Raw genomic sequence first — 19,908 nt, 5'->3', positions numbered from 1 at the left:
CATTTTAGAGAGCTGTTGAAGGTGGTCTGGTTATCCGGCCACCTTCAACTTCAAACGGTGAATAACCTGCCTGACTTGTTGTTTTTTGAGCAATGATATTATTTCCAACCTGGCATATAACTCCGATCATTCTCTGATGACGTTTTTCCACTCGCTCATGAACGCCTGCCATAACTTCTTTTTTCTTGGCTGTTGAGGCGCCACTGAGCTTTCGCTTCTTTTCCTGCACCAGTTCTTTGGTGTGCTTGGCTTTGGCTTTTTTAAAGTTAACTGCTCTGGCCAATTCGTCCGCTGTTGCTGTTTCGATATTTGGAAGGGTTTGCGCAACCTGCTCATGTAACTCAGAAAGTAGCTGGGTTATCGTTGCATCGTAAATTGGTTGAGCAATTGCAGTCATGGCTTTGGCATCCATGCCCGGATGAATCCCCATAAGCGCAAGGGCCTGAGTGTCGTTGGCGCACTCCCCTTTAATTATGTGAAGTGTGAGATTTACATGGACAGGACCTTCTGGTGTCATATCCATAGGCCCCTTATCAGTCATCTGTACATACTGTTTAGCCAGCTCTGTTCTTCTGTCCAGCTCTGTTTGGGCGGCGTCATGTATTTTCTTGTGTACGGTATCCATAAATTGTTGCCCCCGGATACGAGTGTATTCAACGCGCGCGTCTTGTTTCTCCTCATCTGTTAATGGCCGCTGTGCAGTTAACTGATAGTTTTCCAGCGTTGTGGAAAACTCATCCACAGTTGAGATGTTACTCAGTTCTTTTTTTAATGGTAATGAGCTGACAGGCATTCCACTTTTCGCCAAAGCATGATGAGCCTGGGATAGTCGCTGTTCAGGATGATCGTGCAGAGTTTTAGAACTCAGCTCTTTCGTAACTTCCTGGGCAACTTCCTTTACCATCTCATCATCATACGCCCCGTCCGGTACTTTTAATGATGCCTGAATCTTTTCAATAGTACTGGTTAGTGAGGAGCGTAAATCGTCATCAATATGGTCTTTGGTATCAAACAAAGCCTCCCAGGTTGCAACCTGACCTGCCCGATTGTTCACGGGGGTATCCGTGAGCACACCGGCCAACTGCTCAAGCTGCCGGTGGACTGCTAACGATACAACCTCTTGCTCTTCTGGTTTGGCATCAACCTTATCAATAGAGCGGCTTGCATGACTTTTTAAGTCATAGGTATTCCCCCCTTTAGGCATTTTCGGCAAGGCATTTGGCTTTAGGGTAATAGAATGTTTGCCTTTGCGAACTTTGGAGGGGGTTGCAGGGGCAGGGTGGGGGCTCTGTGATTGTTGCGCTGTAGTTGAGCCTGTAGGTTTTGATATTCCCATAATCGAGTCTTGATAAATTCCATTTATATCATTTGCTAACAATAGCTGCGAGATAGCAGGATTGGGTTGAATTTATAAGAAAAGCCTGTTTTTTGGCGGTCTGATTTGATGGGTTAGATGAAAAGAACAGATCAGCACAGGAAAGCCCTGATGAACCTCATATTCCGTAAGAATCAGAGCCGTTCATCTTCTTTTAGTAGACTATCGATTGTTTTGGCTAGCTCCGGATGATGCCGGACCAGAAACTCTTATATCTTGGTATTTGTCCATTTCATGCCTTTCAGTATGTCTATAAGACTCAAGTCTTCATCTTTGCCGGATTTAGAGTGTTTTTGGCGCGGCTTCAGTGTTTGCTGATGTGCATGATGAGCATTACAACCACTGATGCTGGAATCGCGCCTGAGTTCACGGCTAATAGTGCTGCGGTGGCAGTCTAAAGCCCATTCATAGCCTCCTGATAGGAACCACAGCTTTAAACTTGTAGCGATATTACGCTGTTCAGGGTCGTGATCGTGTGCGTGCCAGTGATTATTCTGGTGGCTCTTTGTGTGTTCCCCTCTGCTGTCATCACCCCTCTGCTGTCATCACATAGTGCCATTCTCAAATTTGATTATGTATTGGAATAAACATATTGAGGAAGGTCACCTCCAGTCCTCCAAAAAGTTCCTAACCCAGTTTTGCCGAAGTCTTTCCGAATACAATGTTAAGCGGGCAGACGAAGTAGAAGGCGCCAGAGAGTTTTGTGAACTATTGATTCGAAAAAGAGTGCGGCACGATGAAAGTTGTGAACAGCCTCCCAGTTTCGATGCATTCATAACACTTTACGGATATATCCCGGGAAATATTTTTATTGGCCCAACCGGGGCTAATGTACCTTTCTGCCGTTCAGATGATCCCGGCAACAGGTTTGAAGAAAATGCATGGGTTGTCACTGGTTTTGGACCTTATAAATTCCTCTTCGATTTAGATAACATGATTACCGGGTATGTACAAAGGCCTTCTACTGAATTGTCTGCTCGTATTTCCAATGCACTGACAACACTCGTTCAGGTGAAAGACCCTTACCGATTAAACCCTAAGGACTGGCTTCTTAAGAAAGGGAATTTTTCGATCAATGTGAGTGATTACATAGCGGAACAATGTTGTTCTTCACCTCGCCAGGAACGAGAATTGAAAAGATTGCGGGAGTTCAGCTCTCCTCGACGAGAACGACCCGCTTCCGGTCTTGGTTTAAGGTATTCATCGAAAAGCTCTACCGGCCCAGATTCATCTTTGTCGGATTCCTCCCGGGAAAGTTCGCCGATAGTATCTCCAGCAGTCAGCCCTGCTGGGTCATTGAAGGGAAGAAAAAAGAAATCACAGGGAAGTTTGATGTTGGCGAGATATACAAGCGTCAGATAAAAATAAAGGCTGCCGAAGCAACCTTTATTAGAAAAAAGGAAAAGACAGTTTACTTCACCGGCTGGCCATTACGATCCAACACAGTGATTTTTCCAAGGTTCAGTTTTTCAATCTGTGGGCGAATTTTCTTCACATCCCCGGCAATAACCCAGGTAAAGGCATCAGGCTTCAAGAACTCTGTAGCTATTTTGCGTACCTCAGGAAGTTTGATCGCCTGAACCCGCTCTGCATAATTGTAGAGATAGTTTTGTGGCAGATCGTACTCAACCAGGCTGCTGATAGAACCTAACAGTGCACTGTTGGTTTCATAACTGCCTGGAAGTTTGCGGATGCGATTGCGTTCCACAAACTTCAACTCTTCTTCTGTTGCTGGTTTTTTGCTCAGAAACTGCTGGTACTCCTTCAGGATTTCCCCAACCGCCGGACCCGTCTGGTCAGATTGCACAGAAGTGCTGACCAGATAAGGGCGCTGACCAACGGCGCTTTTGGCATAACTGCTGGCGCCATAAGCCCAGCCTTTATCTTCCCGCAGGTTCATATTTACGCGAGCGGTAAATTCACCACCAATCACATCATTCATGATATTGAATGCCAGGGTGCGCTTATCCTTGCTGGGCATAACCAACTGGCCGCCAACAATAACGGATTGACCTGCTGCCGGATAATCAATCAGGAAGACACGGGTTTCTTTTGGATTGCGGATCTTGGCAATATCTTTAGCTGGCATGGGCTCAGTGGGAGCTTGCCAGTGGCCAAGTACCCTCTCAAGTTTTGGCTTGAGTTCATCCATGGTGGTATCACCGGTAACAATTAATGTACCGTTGTCAGGGCGCAGCCAGGTTTTCCAGAAATTTACCAGATCATCACGGCTTAAAGCATCAATAGAATCTTCTGTACCGCTGCCACTCCATGGAGTGTTATAGGCATGGCCTTTGCCATAGAGTAGTTCTGGCAGAACCCGGCGAATAATGCCGGTTGGGGCAGCTTTTTCCTGCTTGATGCCATCTTTGATGTTGCTGCGCAGACGTTGGATATCATCTTCTTCAAAGGCTGGGTTTATCAACACATCCGCAAGGATTTCCAGAGTGGGATCAAGGCTGACTGTCAGCGCATCGAGATAAAGGCTGGAAGTATCCAGATCATTACTGGCGCTTATACCTGAACCGAGGCCTTCAAGTTCTGCGGCAATCTGCAGGTTGCTTCGAGTTGCAGTGCCTTCATCCAGCATGGCCATAGCAAAGCCAGGAAGACCCGGCTTACCCATTCGTGCAGACAGTCCAGCATTAAATTGTAGTTCCATCTGCACTACTGGTGTTTGCGGGCGGCTGGCCAGAACCACTTTGAGCCCGTTAGATAAAGTCTCCCGTTGCAGTTCTGGCAGTTGGACTTTGACAATGTCCCCGGCGGCTGGAACTTTGCTGCGATCCGCCCCTGTCTTTGCGTGACTGTACTGTGGGAAAGGTGTCACTTCCAGAACATAAGCACCGCTGCTTAACCAGCGATCAGAACTCTTGCGGATGCTTCCTGGTGTCGCTTCCTTCATCATTTTGAAACTGTTCTGGTAGAAACCAGGGTTTCCGTAAAGCACTTCGCCGCGAGCAAGAATATCGGACTTACCGCCAAAACCACCGACCCGTTCTGTGCCCCTTACAAAAGATGCGGCCTGGCTGAAACGAATGCGATCAAGCTCTTCTTGCGTTGGACCTTCTTTCAGGAATTTTCTCAGCTCTTCATCAACAATCTTTTCAATGTTGCTAAGTGGAACATTGGGGCGGGCATCCACTGAGATCATAACCTGCCCTGCCAGAAGGCGATCGTAAAGGAATGCTCCGGCGCTGGTTGCTAACTGTTCTTCAATCACCAATCGCTTATAAAGGCGGCTGTTTTTTCCTCCACCCAGAACATCGGTGGCAAGGGAGAGGTTTTCGGCATCACGGGTACCGCTCTCGGCCACGTTCCAGACTTTCATCAAGCGAGCCTGTGGTACACGATCCTGCATGCTGTCACGTTTTTCTTCGGTGCGTTTGGCAATCCAGGCTTCCAGTTTATTCAGTGGTTTGCCAGCTGGAATATCCCCAAAGTATTTCTGTGCCTTTTCCCGCGCGGTTTCTACATCAATATCACCAGATAGTACCAGCACGGCATTAGAGGGCCCGTAATAGGTATCAAACCAGCTTTTTACCTGGTCCAGACTGGCAGCGTTGAGATCTTCCATATAGCCAATCGTCGGCCAGGAATAGGGGTGACCTTTGGGGAATGTTTGTTCTGTGACCCGACTCCAGACATTTCCGTAAGGGCGATTTTCTCCCTGGCGCTTTTCATTTTTAACAACATCCCGTTGCTCATCCAGGGTGCCTTGACTGATAGCACCTTCAAAGTGTCCCATACGATCAGATTCCATCCACAGAGCCATATCCAAAGCTGGGGTAGGAACCGTTTCAAAGTAATTGGTGCGGTCGGTGCTGGTGGTACCGTTCTGATCCGTTACACCGGCCTCCTTAAACGGAACAAAGTACTCGCCTTTGTAATTTTCCGACCCCTGAAACATCAGATGTTCAAACAGGTGAGCAAATCCTCTCTGGCCCACGCTCTCATCTTTGGAGCCAACTTTGTACCATACATTCACGGCAACTATTGGCGCTTTGCGGTCTTCGTTCACCACAACAGTGAGGCCATTATCCAGCGTGAATTTTTCGTAGGGGATTTTTACTTCCGGCAGTGTTTGAGTCTGCTGGTTACTCAAACGGGTAACCGGATTGATTCCTGAACAGCCGGAAACAAGAACAGTGCCAACGGCCAGTGCCAGAACAGTTCCCTTCAGTCGCTTGGAAGTGTGGGATGTCTTGATCATAGTGATGTTTCAAAAATCCTTGGAAGGTTTTGACTTTGAGCTTATCACAGACACAGACAACCGTAGCCAGAAAAGGTTCCCGTCAATTGTCGCTTATTTTGTAAGTGGTGTTCATCTGCTATGGGGTTGGCTGATAAGTATCACTGAGAATTATTAATGCCACTATTGTAGGGGCATCTTTCCAAAACCCTCCTGCCCAACAGTCCTGGCAGAATGAAAAAGTGTTTGCACAGAGTTTATTGAATTCCGGAAGAGCGGATATGTCCTGATCGTCATAACCATCCGGAACAAAGTACTCTTTAGGGAATGATCCTTTTAACCGGATGCGCCCTTTCAGATAGAAGTTTCCCCCTGCCGGATTTTTAATTGACCGGAAAGAATAGTCTGGCGTGTTGGAAAAGCAACCAACGTAACCACCATCCAGTCCATAATAATGATTAACTGTTGGGAGCTGTACTGCGTTTTCTTTCATTTCATACCACGGAAGATGTTTGTTTTTTGTGACCTCTTTTACCGAGCTAAATGGTGTTATCAGATAAGTTGATTTATCAGAGCTATATGCGGGAAGGGCAATTAAACAGCTAATAGCTGCCATTTTCAGCAGGTCCAGGTGTTGCTTTGACTGCCTGCTCAAGTTTTTTCTAAATACCACAGTAACCTCCTCAAATCCGGGACGCAGACGGGAAGGATAGCCGATGGGGCGTTGGGGGGTGTGACAGTGTGTAATGTTACAGAGGCGTATTACTCGCTTCTGTAATTTTCAGTTTCAACGTGAAAACTGTTGGTTAATCCATCCGGGTAAAATATCCAATGACTCAATAATAAGCAGGCACTGATTCCTGACTTCATTATGGATAGGCAACATATCCGGGACGATAACTGTAGGACAACCAGCACTCATAGCTGAAAGGGCGCCAGTGTTTGAGTCTTCAATGGCCAATGTGTGTTGGGGCGTTACTCCCAGAGTCTTGCAAGCTTTTAGGTAAGGTTCTGGTGAAGGTTTGGGGTTCTGTACATCATTCCCGGTAATTACGGCGTCGAAACGATTTTTTCCACCAATTGTGCTTAAGGTCAATTCTGAGCGTTCCGTTCCGGATGATGTCACCACCGCTTTGGGAATATTGTTATTTTCGATCCAGGACAGAAATTCGATCACTCCGCTCTTTGGGGGCGGTGGCAGAACATCTTTTTCGTAACGGTTGATTAAATCCAGAAAACCTTGAATATCAAAACCTTCACCTCCCAGTTCTTGTATAAACTCCAGGCATTGATCGTAGCGAGCTCCTATAAACTTCTTATAAACCTCATCATTTAAATCAATGCCGTATTCCCGGGCGGTTTTTTTCCAGAGGGTTCTGTACATCGCCTCACTGTCGAACAGGGTGCCGTCCATATCCAGAAGAATGGCAGAAGGTAGAGTCTGCAACGGGAAATACTCCAGCAAGGGTTGTTGAGGGCATATTCAGGGTTAATGTTGTTCTAGACAATAGCTGTGTATCGTTTTTTATACCTGTAAATATGCCGATCCTGTGTTCGGGCGCCATGTTCACTCCCACGAACATGTTCCTAGGATTCAGCGACAGTATTCATCCTGTAGATATTCCACAGTACAGCAATGAATACTGGAACAAGCAGCAGCTTTACCCAAATAACAGGCACAGTATATAAACTGAATGCGGCGCCCAGAAGAACAACGCAGTAGGCTCGTTTTTTATTTTTTTTGGTCATTCCCCTGTATTTTTCCCAATTGGAGATAACTTCACCGAAGTATGGGTGAGTGATCAGCCAAGTGTGGAAGCTCTTGCTGGAGCGGGCAAAGCACCATGCGGATAAAAGAATAAAAGGGGTTGTTGGCAAGATTGGCAATACGATACCGATAAGGCCTGCAATAAGAGACATAATCCCACCCAACACATACAGTGAGCGCCTTATCAGTCGAAGGTTGGGTGGCGTTTCAGACATAGTAACTGGACAACTGCTATTACCTGGATACTAAATCATAACAGTATCGGACGGGCGTGTACGAACTCAGCTCCCCTTGATCTTTATGGAGCAGGGGGAGCGATTGGATTAATCGACGTTGGATGGAAAGCTCAAAGCGCCTTCCGGGCAAGACCAGGTTCCCTGCCATTTATTTTCCTTGATGGTGACACCGACACTGCCATCGGCTGAGATATCAACCTCCCGAAAATACCGGCCTGGCTCTTTACCAGGGGCTGTCATCAGGAAGTCGTGCTGACGAAGCTTGTAAGTGACCTTATTTGGGTCACCGTCTTGGTGGTAAACCTTAACTATTTGTGAATGCCCGAGGCTAAAGGCAAATGACCACTCCTCTTTTCCATCACTCTTGGGTTTTGACTTTAGTAATTCACAAGCCCCTATGTCGATGAACCCTTTCACTTGTTCACCTGATACAAATGCCTGCTCTGCATGATCGTAGGCTTCACCGGCATTGGCTGATGAAGCAGAGAGGCTCATCAGGGCAACGGGAGTCAATAGGGCGCAAACTCTGGGAACATTTTTCAAAAACATAACTTTTTGTCCGGAACAGAAAAAGAACAAGAGCTGTTTCCCGGCAGAAAAGCTTGAGCAGTATAGGCTCGCCTCAGACTATTGGGGAATTACCAGAGCTTGTCTCCGGATGTGGCAGGTGGATACCCTCCGTAAGGACTGAAAATTTGTTGCGGGTGAGGTTGCGGTTGCTGAATATCTCCAGTAGATGTTCGTGCTGAAGGAGTAATACCTCTACCACTCCAGACTACTGTTGTCAAGCTTGAAGGTGGGGCGGCAGCTACAAGCGAAGGGTGGCTGAGTGGCCGTGTGCTTACTGAGTAGGGTTGCTGTTGTGTTATGGAAGGTAAACCAACAGATACTGGGGACAGATCTTGGAGCGCTGACAAGATACTCTCCATTTCTCTGGCTATATCTAGATCGTTCTGAAGTTGGTTGTTTTTTTTCCTGACTATATCCAGATCCTTCTTAAGTTGGTTGTTTTCTTCCAAGTATTGCCTGAGCTGAGATTCGCTGCTCTGTTGTTGTTGTTGTTGTTGCAGCTGAAGCTGTAACTCTAATCCGGCAATTTTTGACTCCTGCCAGTGCGTTGTGGCCATATCGGCTTCATAACCACGGAGATCACGTTTCAAACGCTCGATTTCCCTGTCTTTATCAGCAATTGTGTTTTGTTGCTTATGTGAGCTTTCAGACAATTGCTGGTTAATCTGCCTTAAAGCTTCACAGTTCTGCCTTAAAGTTTCACAGTTCTGTTGACTGGTAGAAAGAGAGGTGGCAAGTTCGTCAATCTCACAGTCCCGTTTGGTGACTTCGCCAATGTACATGGCTTCTACACTTTCATAGGAGTCCGCGACACTTTCATAGGAGTCCGCGACACTTTCATAGGAGTCCGCGACAGTTTCCGGAGATCTCTGTTCCGCTCCATGCTCAATGGTTTTAGAAGGGAATTTTATTGCCAGTTGCGGTAAGGTAAGGCTCTCCAGTTCTCTATTTTGAGCTTCTTCTTCTTGTAGCTCTCTTACAACGCACTGGGTTGTTGTCAAACAACTTTTTGCTTGAGAAACTATCTTGTCAACGTAAGGAGATATGTGATCAGCATGTACGGCTCTTTGTAACATTTTCCGCTGTTGTTCATTCTGTTCCTGAAGTGTTTTTCTTGCTGCATCAAGATCGCGTGTTACCTCAGATAGTTTTACTCTTTCCTGAACAAGGTTATCTTCCACCTGTTTGAGGGAGTCTTTCGTATTGCGTAGTTCTTCTTCTTTTTCTGTTAGGGTGTCTTTGGTCGCTCCAAGTTCTCTGGTTCTTTCGGCCAGAGTTTTACTCGAATTTTTTGTTTCTTGGCGAAAATTATTACGTTGCTTTTTGGCGTGTAATACATCCTTTTCGGCTTGTGTTAAAAATCCTTGATATTTGGCAACTTCTTCTTTTCGGGATTGATACTCTTGGGTTTTAAAGACCGAATGTTCTTTTTTTAGTTTCTCGATATCGCCCAATATATTTTGGATCTGTTTCTTTTTCTCTGCAGCATCCTCAGTAGCTTTTCTACAGTTTAATTGAACCTCCTCAAGCGTTGATTCCAGGCGTTGCTTATCACGCTTAAGTTCTTCAATTACTTCAAGCTGGGCGCCAATGAGTTTGTCGTATTCAAGGCTGGTTTGCAGGATTTCTTCCTGTGTGAGAACTTTAGGATCGTGAGATTTTGGTAGTTCATCGGTCATCATGGTACTGAACATATCAATGGGTTGAGATTGGAAACTATCTGAATCTTCTTTCGGTTGGCTTTGTTCAGTGGGTACTGATGAAGTGCTGATTTTTTCTTCATCTTTTTCTTCACATTTATCTCCACTCACCTCACTAGAAACAATGCTCATCTCTTCTTGTTCTTTAGCCATGGGGTCTGTGGGTAGAGGCGATGCTGGTGGTTCAGGATTTGATTCTTTGTGCCCTGGATATTCGGTCTGAACGCCCTTCTGATGATTGATTAAAAACTGCATGCACAGGTTATGATAACGCCAGCTTTGGTCGGTACGACCCTGGGCAGTGTGAGCTGTGTCAAAACGCGTTGATTGTACGTGTTTCAGCCTGATTTTCAGTAACAGGTATTGATAACCGATGCCTGTATCATCACCCGCTTTAACCTGGCTGAGATGGTCTTTGGCTTTTTCTTTGTTTCCTTCTTCAAGGTAAGCCCAAGCTTTGGCTATGCAGATAGCATCGAATTCTTCGCCACCGTGGTAGCTTTTTTTTAGATCATTAAGAAGAGAATGGGCATCATCATACTCTTTTTGGTGGATTGCACTCAGGGCGTCCATAAATGTTGATCCAGGTATAACGCAACAGCTTGTTACCCATTCTTTAATGGCATGACTTTTTTGCTGGAGGTCATGGAATGTAGTTCGGTCAAAGGTTTGCACCATTTCATCAAGCTGCTTGTAAATCTGGTGGATGCCCATGCGCATAAAACCCAGACTTTCGAGAGTTTCGGGCAGTATTCCCTTATCGACGCACTTGATCCCAAACAGGAGTAGTTCAGAGGAGTAACGCAGAACATTAGAGAGATTCTGCCTCTTTTCCTTTAAAGTTGTATCGTGATCTAATGTATGAATATAACGTCTGGTGAAGTGCCGTACGGTACAGGCAAGAACCAATAATGATTCAGTGCTGTACTCCTGACATTTAACCCATAAATACAGTTGGCTCAGGCAATCAATTCCCCGCTCTTCTTCTGACACTGAGTCATCTGTCATTTGCTGATCAAGTTCTTGAGTCACATCTTTAATAATCGGGTAAGCCGAAGTGCAGGGCGCATTATCGAGCTGTGCAGGATCAAACTCAAAAAGTTGTTTAGCGGAACTCAGATAGCAGTCAATCCACATAGCGCGCATGCTACTGTCCAGCATCTGGCTGCGTCGTGCCCAGTCCAAATGGTTGAGTGAGCTTTTTAGGTTGTGCTGTTTGTTCTGGGGAGTGAGGTATTTTTTATTACTCAAAAAGCAGTTGGCAAAAACAGTCGCCTGACGAAACTCTTCCTTGTGCAGCTGATGAAAATTTTCACTGAGGTTGCCTATCCAATCTTCAGGTTCTTCATGATGATTCTGAATAAATTGACTGCAGTCTCTGAAGTCAACGAGTTCGAGTAAACGAGCCTGTTCATCTTGGGTGCAGCAGTTGTAGTAATCCCATTCTTTGAGGTGGAACCATTTTTTGCCCCTTCTGAAGGAGTCATGGTATTTTTCATCGAGTTTGCTTATCTCAGCGTGTATGGCACTGAAATCCCGCTTCAGCATCCATTGAGTGATTTTGGTATGACTGCTCATCAGCTCATTAACAAACTCTTGCTCTTTTGGACGGAGTCGTAGTCTTTGCACCGAGGATGAAAAACTTCTGTCTGAATGCCTTCTTTTTTCTCGAGGCTCTTCGTGAGTTGCAGTACTGGTTTTTGACTTCTTGGGTGAAGCAGAGCGTATGTCTTTATCATCACTTTCGGATCGGTGGCTACGTTTCCGTTTTACTGGTCTACGTTTCTGTTCCACTAAAAGCGCAGAAGGTTTGCTTGCTTCGGGAATGCTAACGTCCATATTCTCAAGTGGTTTGCCTTCCTGAGATGCTGTGAATTCTGTTTGCAGTGGTGACGTTGTTGCTGTTGCTGTTGCTGCTGCTGCTGTTATTGTTGTGGGATGAGCGCGTGTTACAGCGGTCGGGTCAGTAGGTACCACTTCACTTAAAACCGGTTTCCACTTTGTTGATAGCGGTGCCACAGGCGCTGTTTTCGGTAGTTGTGATGTCATTTTCTGCCTCATCCTTGATACCGTGTTGATAATCAATAGAGCACAGGTAGGAGGGGCTTGTTCCTCGAATTTGAGTCTAAAAAACCAACTTGTTGGCAGGGCAAACAAAGCTGTCAGAAATGTGCTTGGGGGGGCAGCTGGAGACACAGGTGTTCCAGCTGCACGGGTTTATTAAGGCAGGTTATATATGGGGAACTGCACTCAACAGTTCTCTGGTGTAGTTATGACGAGGTTCTGTGAGCACATCTTCCGTGGCTCCGGTTTCCACAATCTTACCGTCTTTCATGACTGCAACTCTGTGTGCCAGCTGCGGAATGATGGACAAGTCATGGGTAATAAACAGGTAAGAAACCCTGAGATCTCGCTGCAGTTCTTGCAATAGACTCAGGACTTCTGCCCGGGTGGACACATCCAAAGCGCTGGTGGGCTCATCACAAATAATCATTTCCGGATTCACTGCCAGAGCTCTGGCAATAGCAATACGCTGACGCTGGCCACCGGAAAATTCATGGGGGTAGCGGAAACAGTGATCTGGCTCAAGTTTTACCCGCTCAAGCAATTCTATTACCCGTTCGGTTCTTTGCTCTGGAGACAAACCCAGATTAAGACTGATCATGCCTTCCTCAATGATTCGCTGAACTGTCATGCGGGGGTTCATTGAAGAGTAGGGGTCTTGAAAGATAACCTGAATTTTACGACGCAAAGGCAGTATAGCCTTACGGGACATTCGGCTGATAGTGTTTCCATCAAAGGTGATGGAACCATCGGTTACCTTTTCCAGATTAAGAATGGCGCGGCCTGTGGTGGTTTTTCCACAACCGGACTCTCCAACCAGAGCCAAGGTTTCGCCCTTACCAATAGACAGATTGATATCGTCCACAGCTTTTGTCCAGGAATGGATACGCTGGAGAATACCTTTTCTTTGGGGAAAGTGAACTTTGAGGCCATCAACCTTTAACAAAGGAGTGGGTTCAGCTGGATCTCGGAAATGATCTTGGTCAGGCAGACTGTTTATTAAACGGCGGCTGTATTCTTCCTGCGGATTACGGAAGAAATCTTCACAAAGGTCTTCTTCAATAATCTCACCTTTGTACATCACCCCAACCCGCTGGGCAGTTTCCCGAACCACACCCATATCATGGGTGATCAACAAAACTGCCAGTTTGCGGGAACGCGCCAGATTGCGAATGAGATCCAGCACCTGTTTTTGGATAGTTACATCCAGAGCCGTTGTTGGTTCATCAGCAATTAAAATATCCGGTTCACAGGCTAGAGCCATAGCAATCATAATGCGTTGTTGTTGGCCACCAGAAAGCTGATGTGGATACCAGCTGATACGTGTTTCTGGATGAGGAAGGCCGACTTCCTCCAACAGCTCGATAATACGTTTTCTGCGACCTTTGGCATCCAGCTGAGAATGAAGTTTTAAGGTTTCTTCAATCTGTACGCCAACCTTTTGTACAGGGTTGAGGGATGTTAGCGCTTCCTGAAAAATCATGGCGACATGATTGCCCCGTACAGCAGTCATCTCCTTCTCGGTGGCATGAAACAGATCATTGCCATCAAAGTTGACTTCGCCGCTGGTGATTTTCAGTGCGTCAGGCAACAGGCGCATCATTGCCAAAGAAGTCACAGATTTGCCGCTGCCGGATTCACCAACCAGTGCAAACACTTCCCCGGGATGGAGGTTGAAAGAGACATTCTTGAGTACTGGTGCCTGAGAATAGTTGTTAACGCAAACACTCAAGTTACGGACAGACAGTACAGATGTTTTATCCTGATTCATAATCAGCGCTCCTGCCTGTTTTTGGGGTTAAAGGCATCGTTTACCAAGTCTGAGAACAGGTTGGCCGACAGTACTAAGGTAAACATAAAGAAGAATGCGCCAATCAGATTCCACCAAACCACAGGTTCTTGAGAGAGTTCAGAACGAGCCAGATTGATCATGTTGCCCCAGCTCGGCATGGCAGAATCCACACCAACGCCAATGTAGGACAGCACGGCTTCTGCCAGTACCAGACCACTGAAGTCCAGTACAAAAGTAATCAGAATAATATGCATAACATTGGGCAGAATATGACGGCGGATAATGCGCAGATGGCTCACACCAAAGGCATGGGCAGCTTGAACATAAGGTAACTGACTGATCTTCAGGGTTTCTGCACGGAGTAAACGACAAAGTCCTGCCCAGCTGGTGATACCAAGAATAAAGCAGAGGCCGAGAAAGCGGGCGTCAGCTTTTTCTAATCCGACTTCAAAGAAGTTCGGGTTCAAATCGATAAACACCTGAAACTGCAGAATCGCAGCAGCAATCAGAAGAATGCCGGGAATGGAACTGAGAGTGGTGTAAATGTATTGAACTACATCATCCACCCAACCTTTAAAATAACCGGAGCAAATACCCAGAGTAATGGCGATTGGCATCATAATCAGTGTTGCCAGAGTACCAATCAAAACTCCGGTACGAATTCCTTTAATGGAGTCATAAAGGGTATCGTTACCAGCGCGGTCTGTTCCCAATACATGGTATAGATTGCCTACGTGGAGCATCCACCCCAGCAGAGCACAAACAATCAACAACGTGATCATTGCTGTACGCCAGGGCAGGTCACTGCTGCGGGTAAAGGCTTTCAACAGTGCACATAAAAACAGTCCAACGATCAAACCTTTACCGATACCGATCAGGCTTTGCAGCAGGATGTCATTGATATGACCGGTTTTGTTATCAAGGTGGCTGCCAGCGTGCTCCAGCTCCGGGTAACCACGGTAGGGCTGACCGTTTTCATCGGTCATATTTTCTTTGGTGAAGGATTTTAATGAGAAAGGCGAAGAATAAGAACGCTCTTTCAGTTCCCCCATTTCCCCCAGTAAAGCATCAAGAGCACTGTTCACCGTATTGGAATAGTAAACAGTCTCAATATCCTGACCTTCAGTATGAGAAAGTGCCTTTCGGAAGTGCAGGGAATCAATAAGAGCCAGTGCAATGTACGACAAAATTATAATAAATGTGACCATGCCCAGTTTCGAGCTGAACACCTGGCGCCACTGGGCACGGGATTCTGGATTCTTACGCAGAGTAAACAGAAACGCTGACAGACTGATAACCAGCAGCCAAATCAGAATATCGGTCCAGAGAATAACGGGCTTTATCATATCCATTAGTTCAACCTCACCCGTGGATCAGCCAGGGTGTAGGAAATATCCGTAAGAATCAGGCCGATGATATAAAGAACGGAACCCACAAAAACCATGGTGCGGACAATAGCGAAATCCTGTGCGCGAATGGCATCCAGCATATAACTGCCAAGCCCCGGAATACCAAAGAAGGCTTCCATCAGCAGGCTGCCCATAAACAGAGCGGGGATAACAACCACGACCCCCGTCAGGATTGGCAGCATGGCGTTGGGCAAAACGTGTTTGAACAGAACACCCAGTTCACTCACACCTTTTGCTCGTGCGGTGCGGGCGAAGTCCTGGTCAGCAGCTTCCAGAAACAGTGTGCGATACCAGCGTGCTCCCAAACCAATTCCAGCAACAACCCCAATGACTACCGGTAGTATCAGGAACTTCCAGGCCATCCACCCCGGTTCAAACCCGGAAATAGGCACAAGTCGCCACACGGTTGAAACCAGATACTGGCCACCAATGATGTAGAACAGGCCAGAGATCGACATTAGGGAAACAAACAAAGCCACGGCAGCTTTATCCAATCGTGTTCCCCGGAACATCACCACAAGAAGTGCGACACAGATATTCACCCAGATACCAATAATAAAGCTGGGCACAGCCAAGGCGAGACTTGGGCCCATACGTGTCAGAACATCGCTGGCGATATCCCGGCCATCATCAGCCGGGCCAAAGTTAAAGGTGAACAGGCGAAGAGACTTTTGGAAGAAAATAGTATCGGTCACCATTTCCGTGCCGGAAGCCTGCGCATTAAACATCAGTGGCCGGTTATAACCTTTTTCGGCGACCCAGTTATCTATCGCTTCTTGAGTCACATACTTTTCTCCGAGATGGGCCCTGGCAACATCAGCCGGACTGTTCACCACAAAGAACAGGAAAAAGGTGATCAGGTTAACCCCAACCAAAATAGGGATGGCATAAAACAGTCGGCGGATAATATAGGCAAACATATCAGTTGCTCCTCCCTGACTGTTCAATGGCCGGGCTGACTCTTAAAGTCTGGCGGCGGCGGTAAGCTCTGACTGCAGGCCAGATCAGCAACGTCAACGCTGCAAACGTTGCCAGCAGAGGCCAAATCACAGGAGTATTCCACTCCCGCTGCTTGCCTGAACGTGTTTCTTTGTCCAGCTTCAGGTACTTCAGAGTATCCCGGGCAATACCGTGGCGTTTGGTGTTAGTGACCCAGCTGTTATTCAGGTAATACTCTTTAACGTGATAGCCGCCCATCCAGGGGTTATCTCTGCGAACGATCTCCACCATTCTGGCAAGAATGGCTTCACGCTCCGGAGAGTTCTCCATGGTTTTCATCTGGTCGAACAAGCGGTCATATTCAGGGTTTTGATAATTCGCAGTATTAGAACCATCACACTGACAGCTTTCGCTGGTCTGGGAGCTGGTCAACAAGAAAAGAAAGTTTTCCGGGTCGGGATAATCGGCCAGCCAGCCCCAGCCAAACAGTTGAGTATTGCCTGCCCGCATCTTTTGTTTGAAACGAATGTAATCACTGGTGCGGTATTCCAGCTGAACACCAATTTTTTCAAACTGTCGGCGACGCCAGTCGGCTATAGGGCCAGCAGACCCACCCGTGGTATCCAGATAAATAATTAGCGGTTTACCGGTTTTCTTATCGCGACCGTTAGGATAACCCGCTTCTGCGAGCAGGCGTTTTGCGACTTCAATAGATTTACGCTTGGGTTTGCCATTTACCCAGTCATAAAGGTAAGGGTTAATGCCCGCCTCGCCCTCAACATAACCGGTAATGCCGGGGGGAATGGGCCCCATAGCGGTTTCACCTCGACCGTTGGCAAAGATTTCCAGAAACTCTTCAGTGTTCATAATCAAGCTGATGGCACGGCGCAGTTTGCGCTTATCTTCGGTGTAACCACCTACCACTGGGTCTTTCATATTGAAGCCGTAGTAATAAATAGATGGTTTCACTTCGGTGCTGACAGTAATGCCTTTGTCCTGCATTTCCTGGCTGAGTTCCAGACCATCACCAGAGACGACAAAGGCACGGTCAAAGTTGCTGGAGCTGATGTTGTGGGTGTCATCACCAGAGCGGTCATACCAGCCCTGCATGAATTTGGACCATTGAGGCAGACTTTCTTTTTCCAGGCGGAAAGTTGCTCGGTCAATAAACGGCATAGCTTGGCCAGCATCGTTTAAATTGCCATTGGTCAGATCTGCAAGTTCACCTTCTGAAGGGAATGGATCGAAACGATAGTTGGGGTTTCTCTCAAGTGTGATGCCTCTGTTTGGATCGTTGCGGGTCATCATGAAGGCACCGGTACCGATGGGGAACCAGTCCAGGGTCAGGTTACGATCAGCAAAACCGGGGTTGTTATAAAAGCGGTCTGTTTCCCAGGGGATCGGCGAAAAGAAATGCATCGCCATCCAGTAGGAAAACTGAGGGTACAAACCTTTGATGCGGATTGTCAGGGTGTAATCATCAACGGCCTTAACACCTTCCAATGGTGTCTTCCGCAAATCCAGCCATTGGTCACGGGGCCGTTCCATAACCTGCTCGCCAAACTCACTCATGCCGACAATGTAATTAGAGAGGAAGCCCAGTAATGGTGATTTATTTTGGGGATCGGAAAGACGCTTGATCTGATAAACAAAATCACCTGCAACCATTTCCCGGGTTCCGTTTTCCGGAAAATCGTAAAGTGTTGGGTATTGCAGAGATTGCTCTGGAGAGTTGAACAGGTAAAGAGCGTTGCCCCATTCATCATTCGCCAATGCCGGGTGAGGCTGGTACTTAACCCCTTGTTTAAGGTGAATGGTGTACAGACTGTATGCCAGTTTGTCGCTGTCCATTGGTACCGGTTGTTGATCTTTATCCAGATACGTCACTTCCGGCATAGCTTCAGCAAGTGATGGTTCCAGTACATAGGGGCGTTTCAGGAAGTGGTAACGAAACGGAGCTTCATAAATCTGGTCAATAAAAACAGTCTCTTCAGCGCTATAGGAACGAGCAGGGTCAAGATGCTGAAGGCGAGAGGAATAGCTACCGTAATATACTGTTTCACCGGGCTTCTCCGGTGGATTGGGATCGTTCCACGGTTCTGAACAAGCTCCCAGAATCAGCAGGGATGTCAGTAGCAGTGTTTTGCTTAGAAATCGTCTTGTCCCGAAGCGGGGCATGGCGTTGTCCATTTGTTACCTAACAAATACTGAGATTAGTTATTGTAAGTAATAACCGATCTCAACAGTTAATTTCTCATGTTTTTGGCTATGGGTATAGCTCTGGAAGCTATTGGTGCTTGTAAGAGTACTGTTACGCTCCCTGTTATGTACTGAGGAACTTACGCCTGAAGAGAAAGCAGTGATGGCTCTCTTTTACTTCCTTGCCGCAATGGTGCTGAGTACTTCAACTACAGCTCCAGAAATCCGGGTAATCACTTTCTGAGAAACTCGGGCCATTGTCCCACTTTCTTTGATCCAATTTGAATTCAACACACATCATTGCCCCTGTCACCGTCAGGCGTTTCCGGGAAATCACATGTTTCTATCAAGCGTTCAATCGATGGAATATCACAGGCTCCAGATCTTTCCATATGTCTAACAGTATCAACAGTAACCACTGGTTGAGCTTCTGACTCTGAACCTGACGCTGGAGTCGACTTCTACAGTTCAGGTTTTGCCGGTATTGACAGAAAAAACGCTGATGTACCTTGCTGATTTGTATCAAATCCTCCCGCTGACTGAACAGACGATGATTGCGCTTCTGTTTCCATTGGTGTAGCGGTCGATTCAACAATACTCATAGAAAATGGAGTTACCCTCGCTACAGGGATATCATCCATTTCATCAGTGTTTCTGCTGCTGGTAGAATGTACAGCGACCGAATCGTGAGTTACACCATACGGTGAAACATCGTCAGCTGTCATTAAGTTATCCACTGTGTCAGGATCACTAGACACTTCTTCAATCGGTGGATTCCTGACAACAATATCCACCTGTTTGCCATGTCGAATAGCATCCAGCAATTCACAAATTTGCTCCTTATTGGAATCGATAACTCCTGCCAGTGCTTCGAATTGTTGATAGCATTGCTCTCTGTCCTGCGCTCTGTCCTGCCCTGTTTCTCTACTGGCTTCTGATTCAGCTTCCTGAGAGGAGAGTGACGTCAAGAGTCTTTTCATGAGTCCATGCTGTCGGCCTAATTCTTCATGTGCCTTGCTAACGTCGCTCCTCTGCCGTGCAGCGACAGGGTCTAACGGAGATAGCAATGCACGATCTGACAAAACCTGAGAACTCTGCTCATCTTTCTGTTGCTTGAGACGATTTATTCCTTTTACATGAGTTTCTTCAACTTTTTCAAGCTCACTGCATTTCTCTTTAAGTTGCTTCTCTTGCTGTTTTAGGCTGTCGCATTCTTTCACCTTTTCATCCAGCGTTTGCTTTGCTTGTTTAAGGCTATGTCTAAGATTAGAAACCTCAATCACATGCCAGCTTCTATTCTGTTGTCTCTGGCTGTTATATTTTAACTTTGCGCTTTCCAGAGCAGCCCTGTATTCTTCTGTCAGGTTTTGTACTTGTTTTGAGTGCTCCTCTTTAACCTTGGCCAGCTCTTCAGTAAGCGCCGAGACGCTTACATTTTTCTGTTCTAAGAACTTGGTTTTCTTTTGCAAATCTCCCCTTAAATTTTGTACTTCCTGAGTTTTCGTCTGAAGATCATCAAATCTACGCTGGCTTTTAAACTTTACATCCTGCAGCTCAACCTCTTTCATTTGAAGAAACTGTACCTGCTTACTTAATTCCTGTTGTAATCTGTCAAGCTTCTCACCTTTTTCTACCAATTTCTGTGTAGTAGCTCTGTTATCTTT

13 protein-coding genes are annotated in these 19,908 nt (G+C 46.5%); 1 reads left to right on the top strand and 12 read right to left on the bottom strand.

Annotated features, from left to right (window positions below; translation table 11 throughout):
- Positions 1-4: 4 nt before the first annotated feature.
- A complete protein-coding gene (locus QMA35_RS14060) occupies positions 5-1,336 on the bottom strand; it encodes a hypothetical protein (RefSeq protein WP_281647788.1) in 1,332 nt (443 codons plus the stop codon).
- Positions 1,337-1,948: 612 nt separating this feature from the next.
- Between QMA35_RS14060 and QMA35_RS14055 the strand changes: the two genes are divergently transcribed.
- Positions 1,949-2,737 carry a hypothetical protein gene (locus QMA35_RS14055; RefSeq protein ID WP_281647787.1) on the top strand — a complete coding sequence of 263 codons (789 nt, stop codon included), beginning with the start codon at positions 1,949-1,951 and terminating at the stop codon, positions 2,735-2,737.
- Between the two features lie 49 nt (positions 2,738-2,786).
- Here the strand turns inward: QMA35_RS14055 and QMA35_RS14050 are convergent, their stop codons facing one another.
- From QMA35_RS14050 to QMA35_RS14000, 11 genes are all read right to left on the bottom strand, one after another.
- Positions 2,787-5,588 carry a pitrilysin family protein gene (locus tag QMA35_RS14050; protein WP_281647786.1) on the bottom strand — a complete coding sequence of 934 codons (2,802 nt, stop codon included), beginning with the start codon at positions 5,586-5,588 and terminating at the stop codon, positions 2,787-2,789.
- A 118-nt stretch (positions 5,589-5,706) separates the two neighbouring features.
- On the bottom strand, positions 5,707-6,060 hold the full coding sequence (locus QMA35_RS14045) for a hypothetical protein (protein WP_281647785.1): 354 nt from the start codon (positions 6,058-6,060) through the stop codon (positions 5,707-5,709).
- A gap of 294 nt (positions 6,061-6,354) precedes the next feature.
- Positions 6,355-7,014: an HAD family phosphatase gene (locus QMA35_RS14040; protein ID WP_281647784.1), complete on the bottom strand. Its 660-nt coding sequence runs from the start codon at positions 7,012-7,014 to the stop codon at positions 6,355-6,357.
- Between the two features lie 140 nt (positions 7,015-7,154).
- Positions 7,155-7,550 (bottom strand): YbaN family protein, encoded by a 396-nt coding sequence (locus QMA35_RS14035; RefSeq protein WP_281647783.1) that lies wholly within the window; start codon positions 7,548-7,550, stop codon positions 7,155-7,157.
- Between the two features lie 108 nt (positions 7,551-7,658).
- Positions 7,659-8,120 (bottom strand): hypothetical protein, encoded by a 462-nt coding sequence (locus QMA35_RS14030; RefSeq protein WP_281647782.1) that lies wholly within the window; start codon positions 8,118-8,120, stop codon positions 7,659-7,661.
- A gap of 89 nt (positions 8,121-8,209) precedes the next feature.
- Complete coding sequence (locus QMA35_RS14025; protein ID WP_281647781.1) at positions 8,210-11,890, bottom strand: hypothetical protein; 3,681 nt, start codon at positions 11,888-11,890, stop codon at positions 8,210-8,212.
- Positions 11,891-12,071: 181 nt separating this feature from the next.
- A complete protein-coding gene (locus QMA35_RS14020) occupies positions 12,072-13,676 on the bottom strand; it encodes a dipeptide ABC transporter ATP-binding protein (RefSeq protein WP_281647780.1) in 1,605 nt (534 codons plus the stop codon).
- A 2-nt stretch (positions 13,677-13,678) separates the two neighbouring features.
- Positions 13,679-15,049, bottom strand: coding sequence for an ABC transporter permease (locus QMA35_RS14015; protein ID WP_281647779.1), 1,371 nt, complete (start codon positions 15,047-15,049; stop codon positions 13,679-13,681).
- Complete coding sequence (locus QMA35_RS14010; RefSeq protein WP_281647778.1) at positions 15,049-16,026, bottom strand: ABC transporter permease; 978 nt, start codon at positions 16,024-16,026, stop codon at positions 15,049-15,051. The genes QMA35_RS14015 and QMA35_RS14010 overlap by 1 nt, the downstream gene beginning before the upstream one ends.
- A gap of 1 nt (position 16,027) precedes the next feature.
- Positions 16,028-18,223: an ABC transporter substrate-binding protein gene (locus QMA35_RS14005; protein WP_281647777.1), complete on the bottom strand. Its 2,196-nt coding sequence runs from the start codon at positions 18,221-18,223 to the stop codon at positions 16,028-16,030.
- Between the two features lie 482 nt (positions 18,224-18,705).
- A partial coding sequence (locus QMA35_RS14000; protein WP_281647776.1) for a hypothetical protein occupies positions 18,706-19,908 on the bottom strand: 1,203 nt, incomplete at its 5' end.

Origin of the sequence: Parendozoicomonas sp. Alg238-R29, from assembly GCF_947331445.1 — a bacterium.
Lineage (GTDB): Bacteria > Pseudomonadota > Gammaproteobacteria > Pseudomonadales > Endozoicomonadaceae > Sansalvadorimonas.
Note: the sequence above shows the minus strand (reverse complement) of the source record. Positions and strands in the feature narration are given on the sequence as shown.

Coding starts and splice junctions, on each gene's coding strand:
- QMA35_RS14060 (WP_281647788.1), bottom strand. CDS start 1,336: ATGGGAATATCAAAACCTACAGGCTCAACTACAGCGCAACAATCACAG.
- QMA35_RS14055 (WP_281647787.1), top strand. CDS start 1,949: ATGTATTGGAATAAACATATTGAGGAAGGTCACCTCCAGTCCTCCAAA.
- QMA35_RS14050 (WP_281647786.1), bottom strand. CDS start 5,588: ATGATCAAGACATCCCACACTTCCAAGCGACTGAAGGGAACTGTTCTG.
- QMA35_RS14045 (WP_281647785.1), bottom strand. CDS start 6,060: ATGAAAGAAAACGCAGTACAGCTCCCAACAGTTAATCATTATTATGGA.
- QMA35_RS14035 (WP_281647783.1), bottom strand. CDS start 7,550: ATGTCTGAAACGCCACCCAACCTTCGACTGATAAGGCGCTCACTGTAT.
- QMA35_RS14030 (WP_281647782.1), bottom strand. CDS start 8,120: ATGTTTTTGAAAAATGTTCCCAGAGTTTGCGCCCTATTGACTCCCGTT.
- QMA35_RS14025 (WP_281647781.1), bottom strand. CDS start 11,890: ATGACATCACAACTACCGAAAACAGCGCCTGTGGCACCGCTATCAACA.
- QMA35_RS14020 (WP_281647780.1), bottom strand. CDS start 13,676: ATGAATCAGGATAAAACATCTGTACTGTCTGTCCGTAACTTGAGTGTT.
- QMA35_RS14015 (WP_281647779.1), bottom strand. CDS start 15,049: ATGGATATGATAAAGCCCGTTATTCTCTGGACCGATATTCTGATTTGG.
- QMA35_RS14010 (WP_281647778.1), bottom strand. CDS start 16,026: ATGTTTGCCTATATTATCCGCCGACTGTTTTATGCCATCCCTATTTTG.
- QMA35_RS14005 (WP_281647777.1), bottom strand. CDS start 18,223: ATGCCCCGCTTCGGGACAAGACGATTTCTAAGCAAAACACTGCTACTG.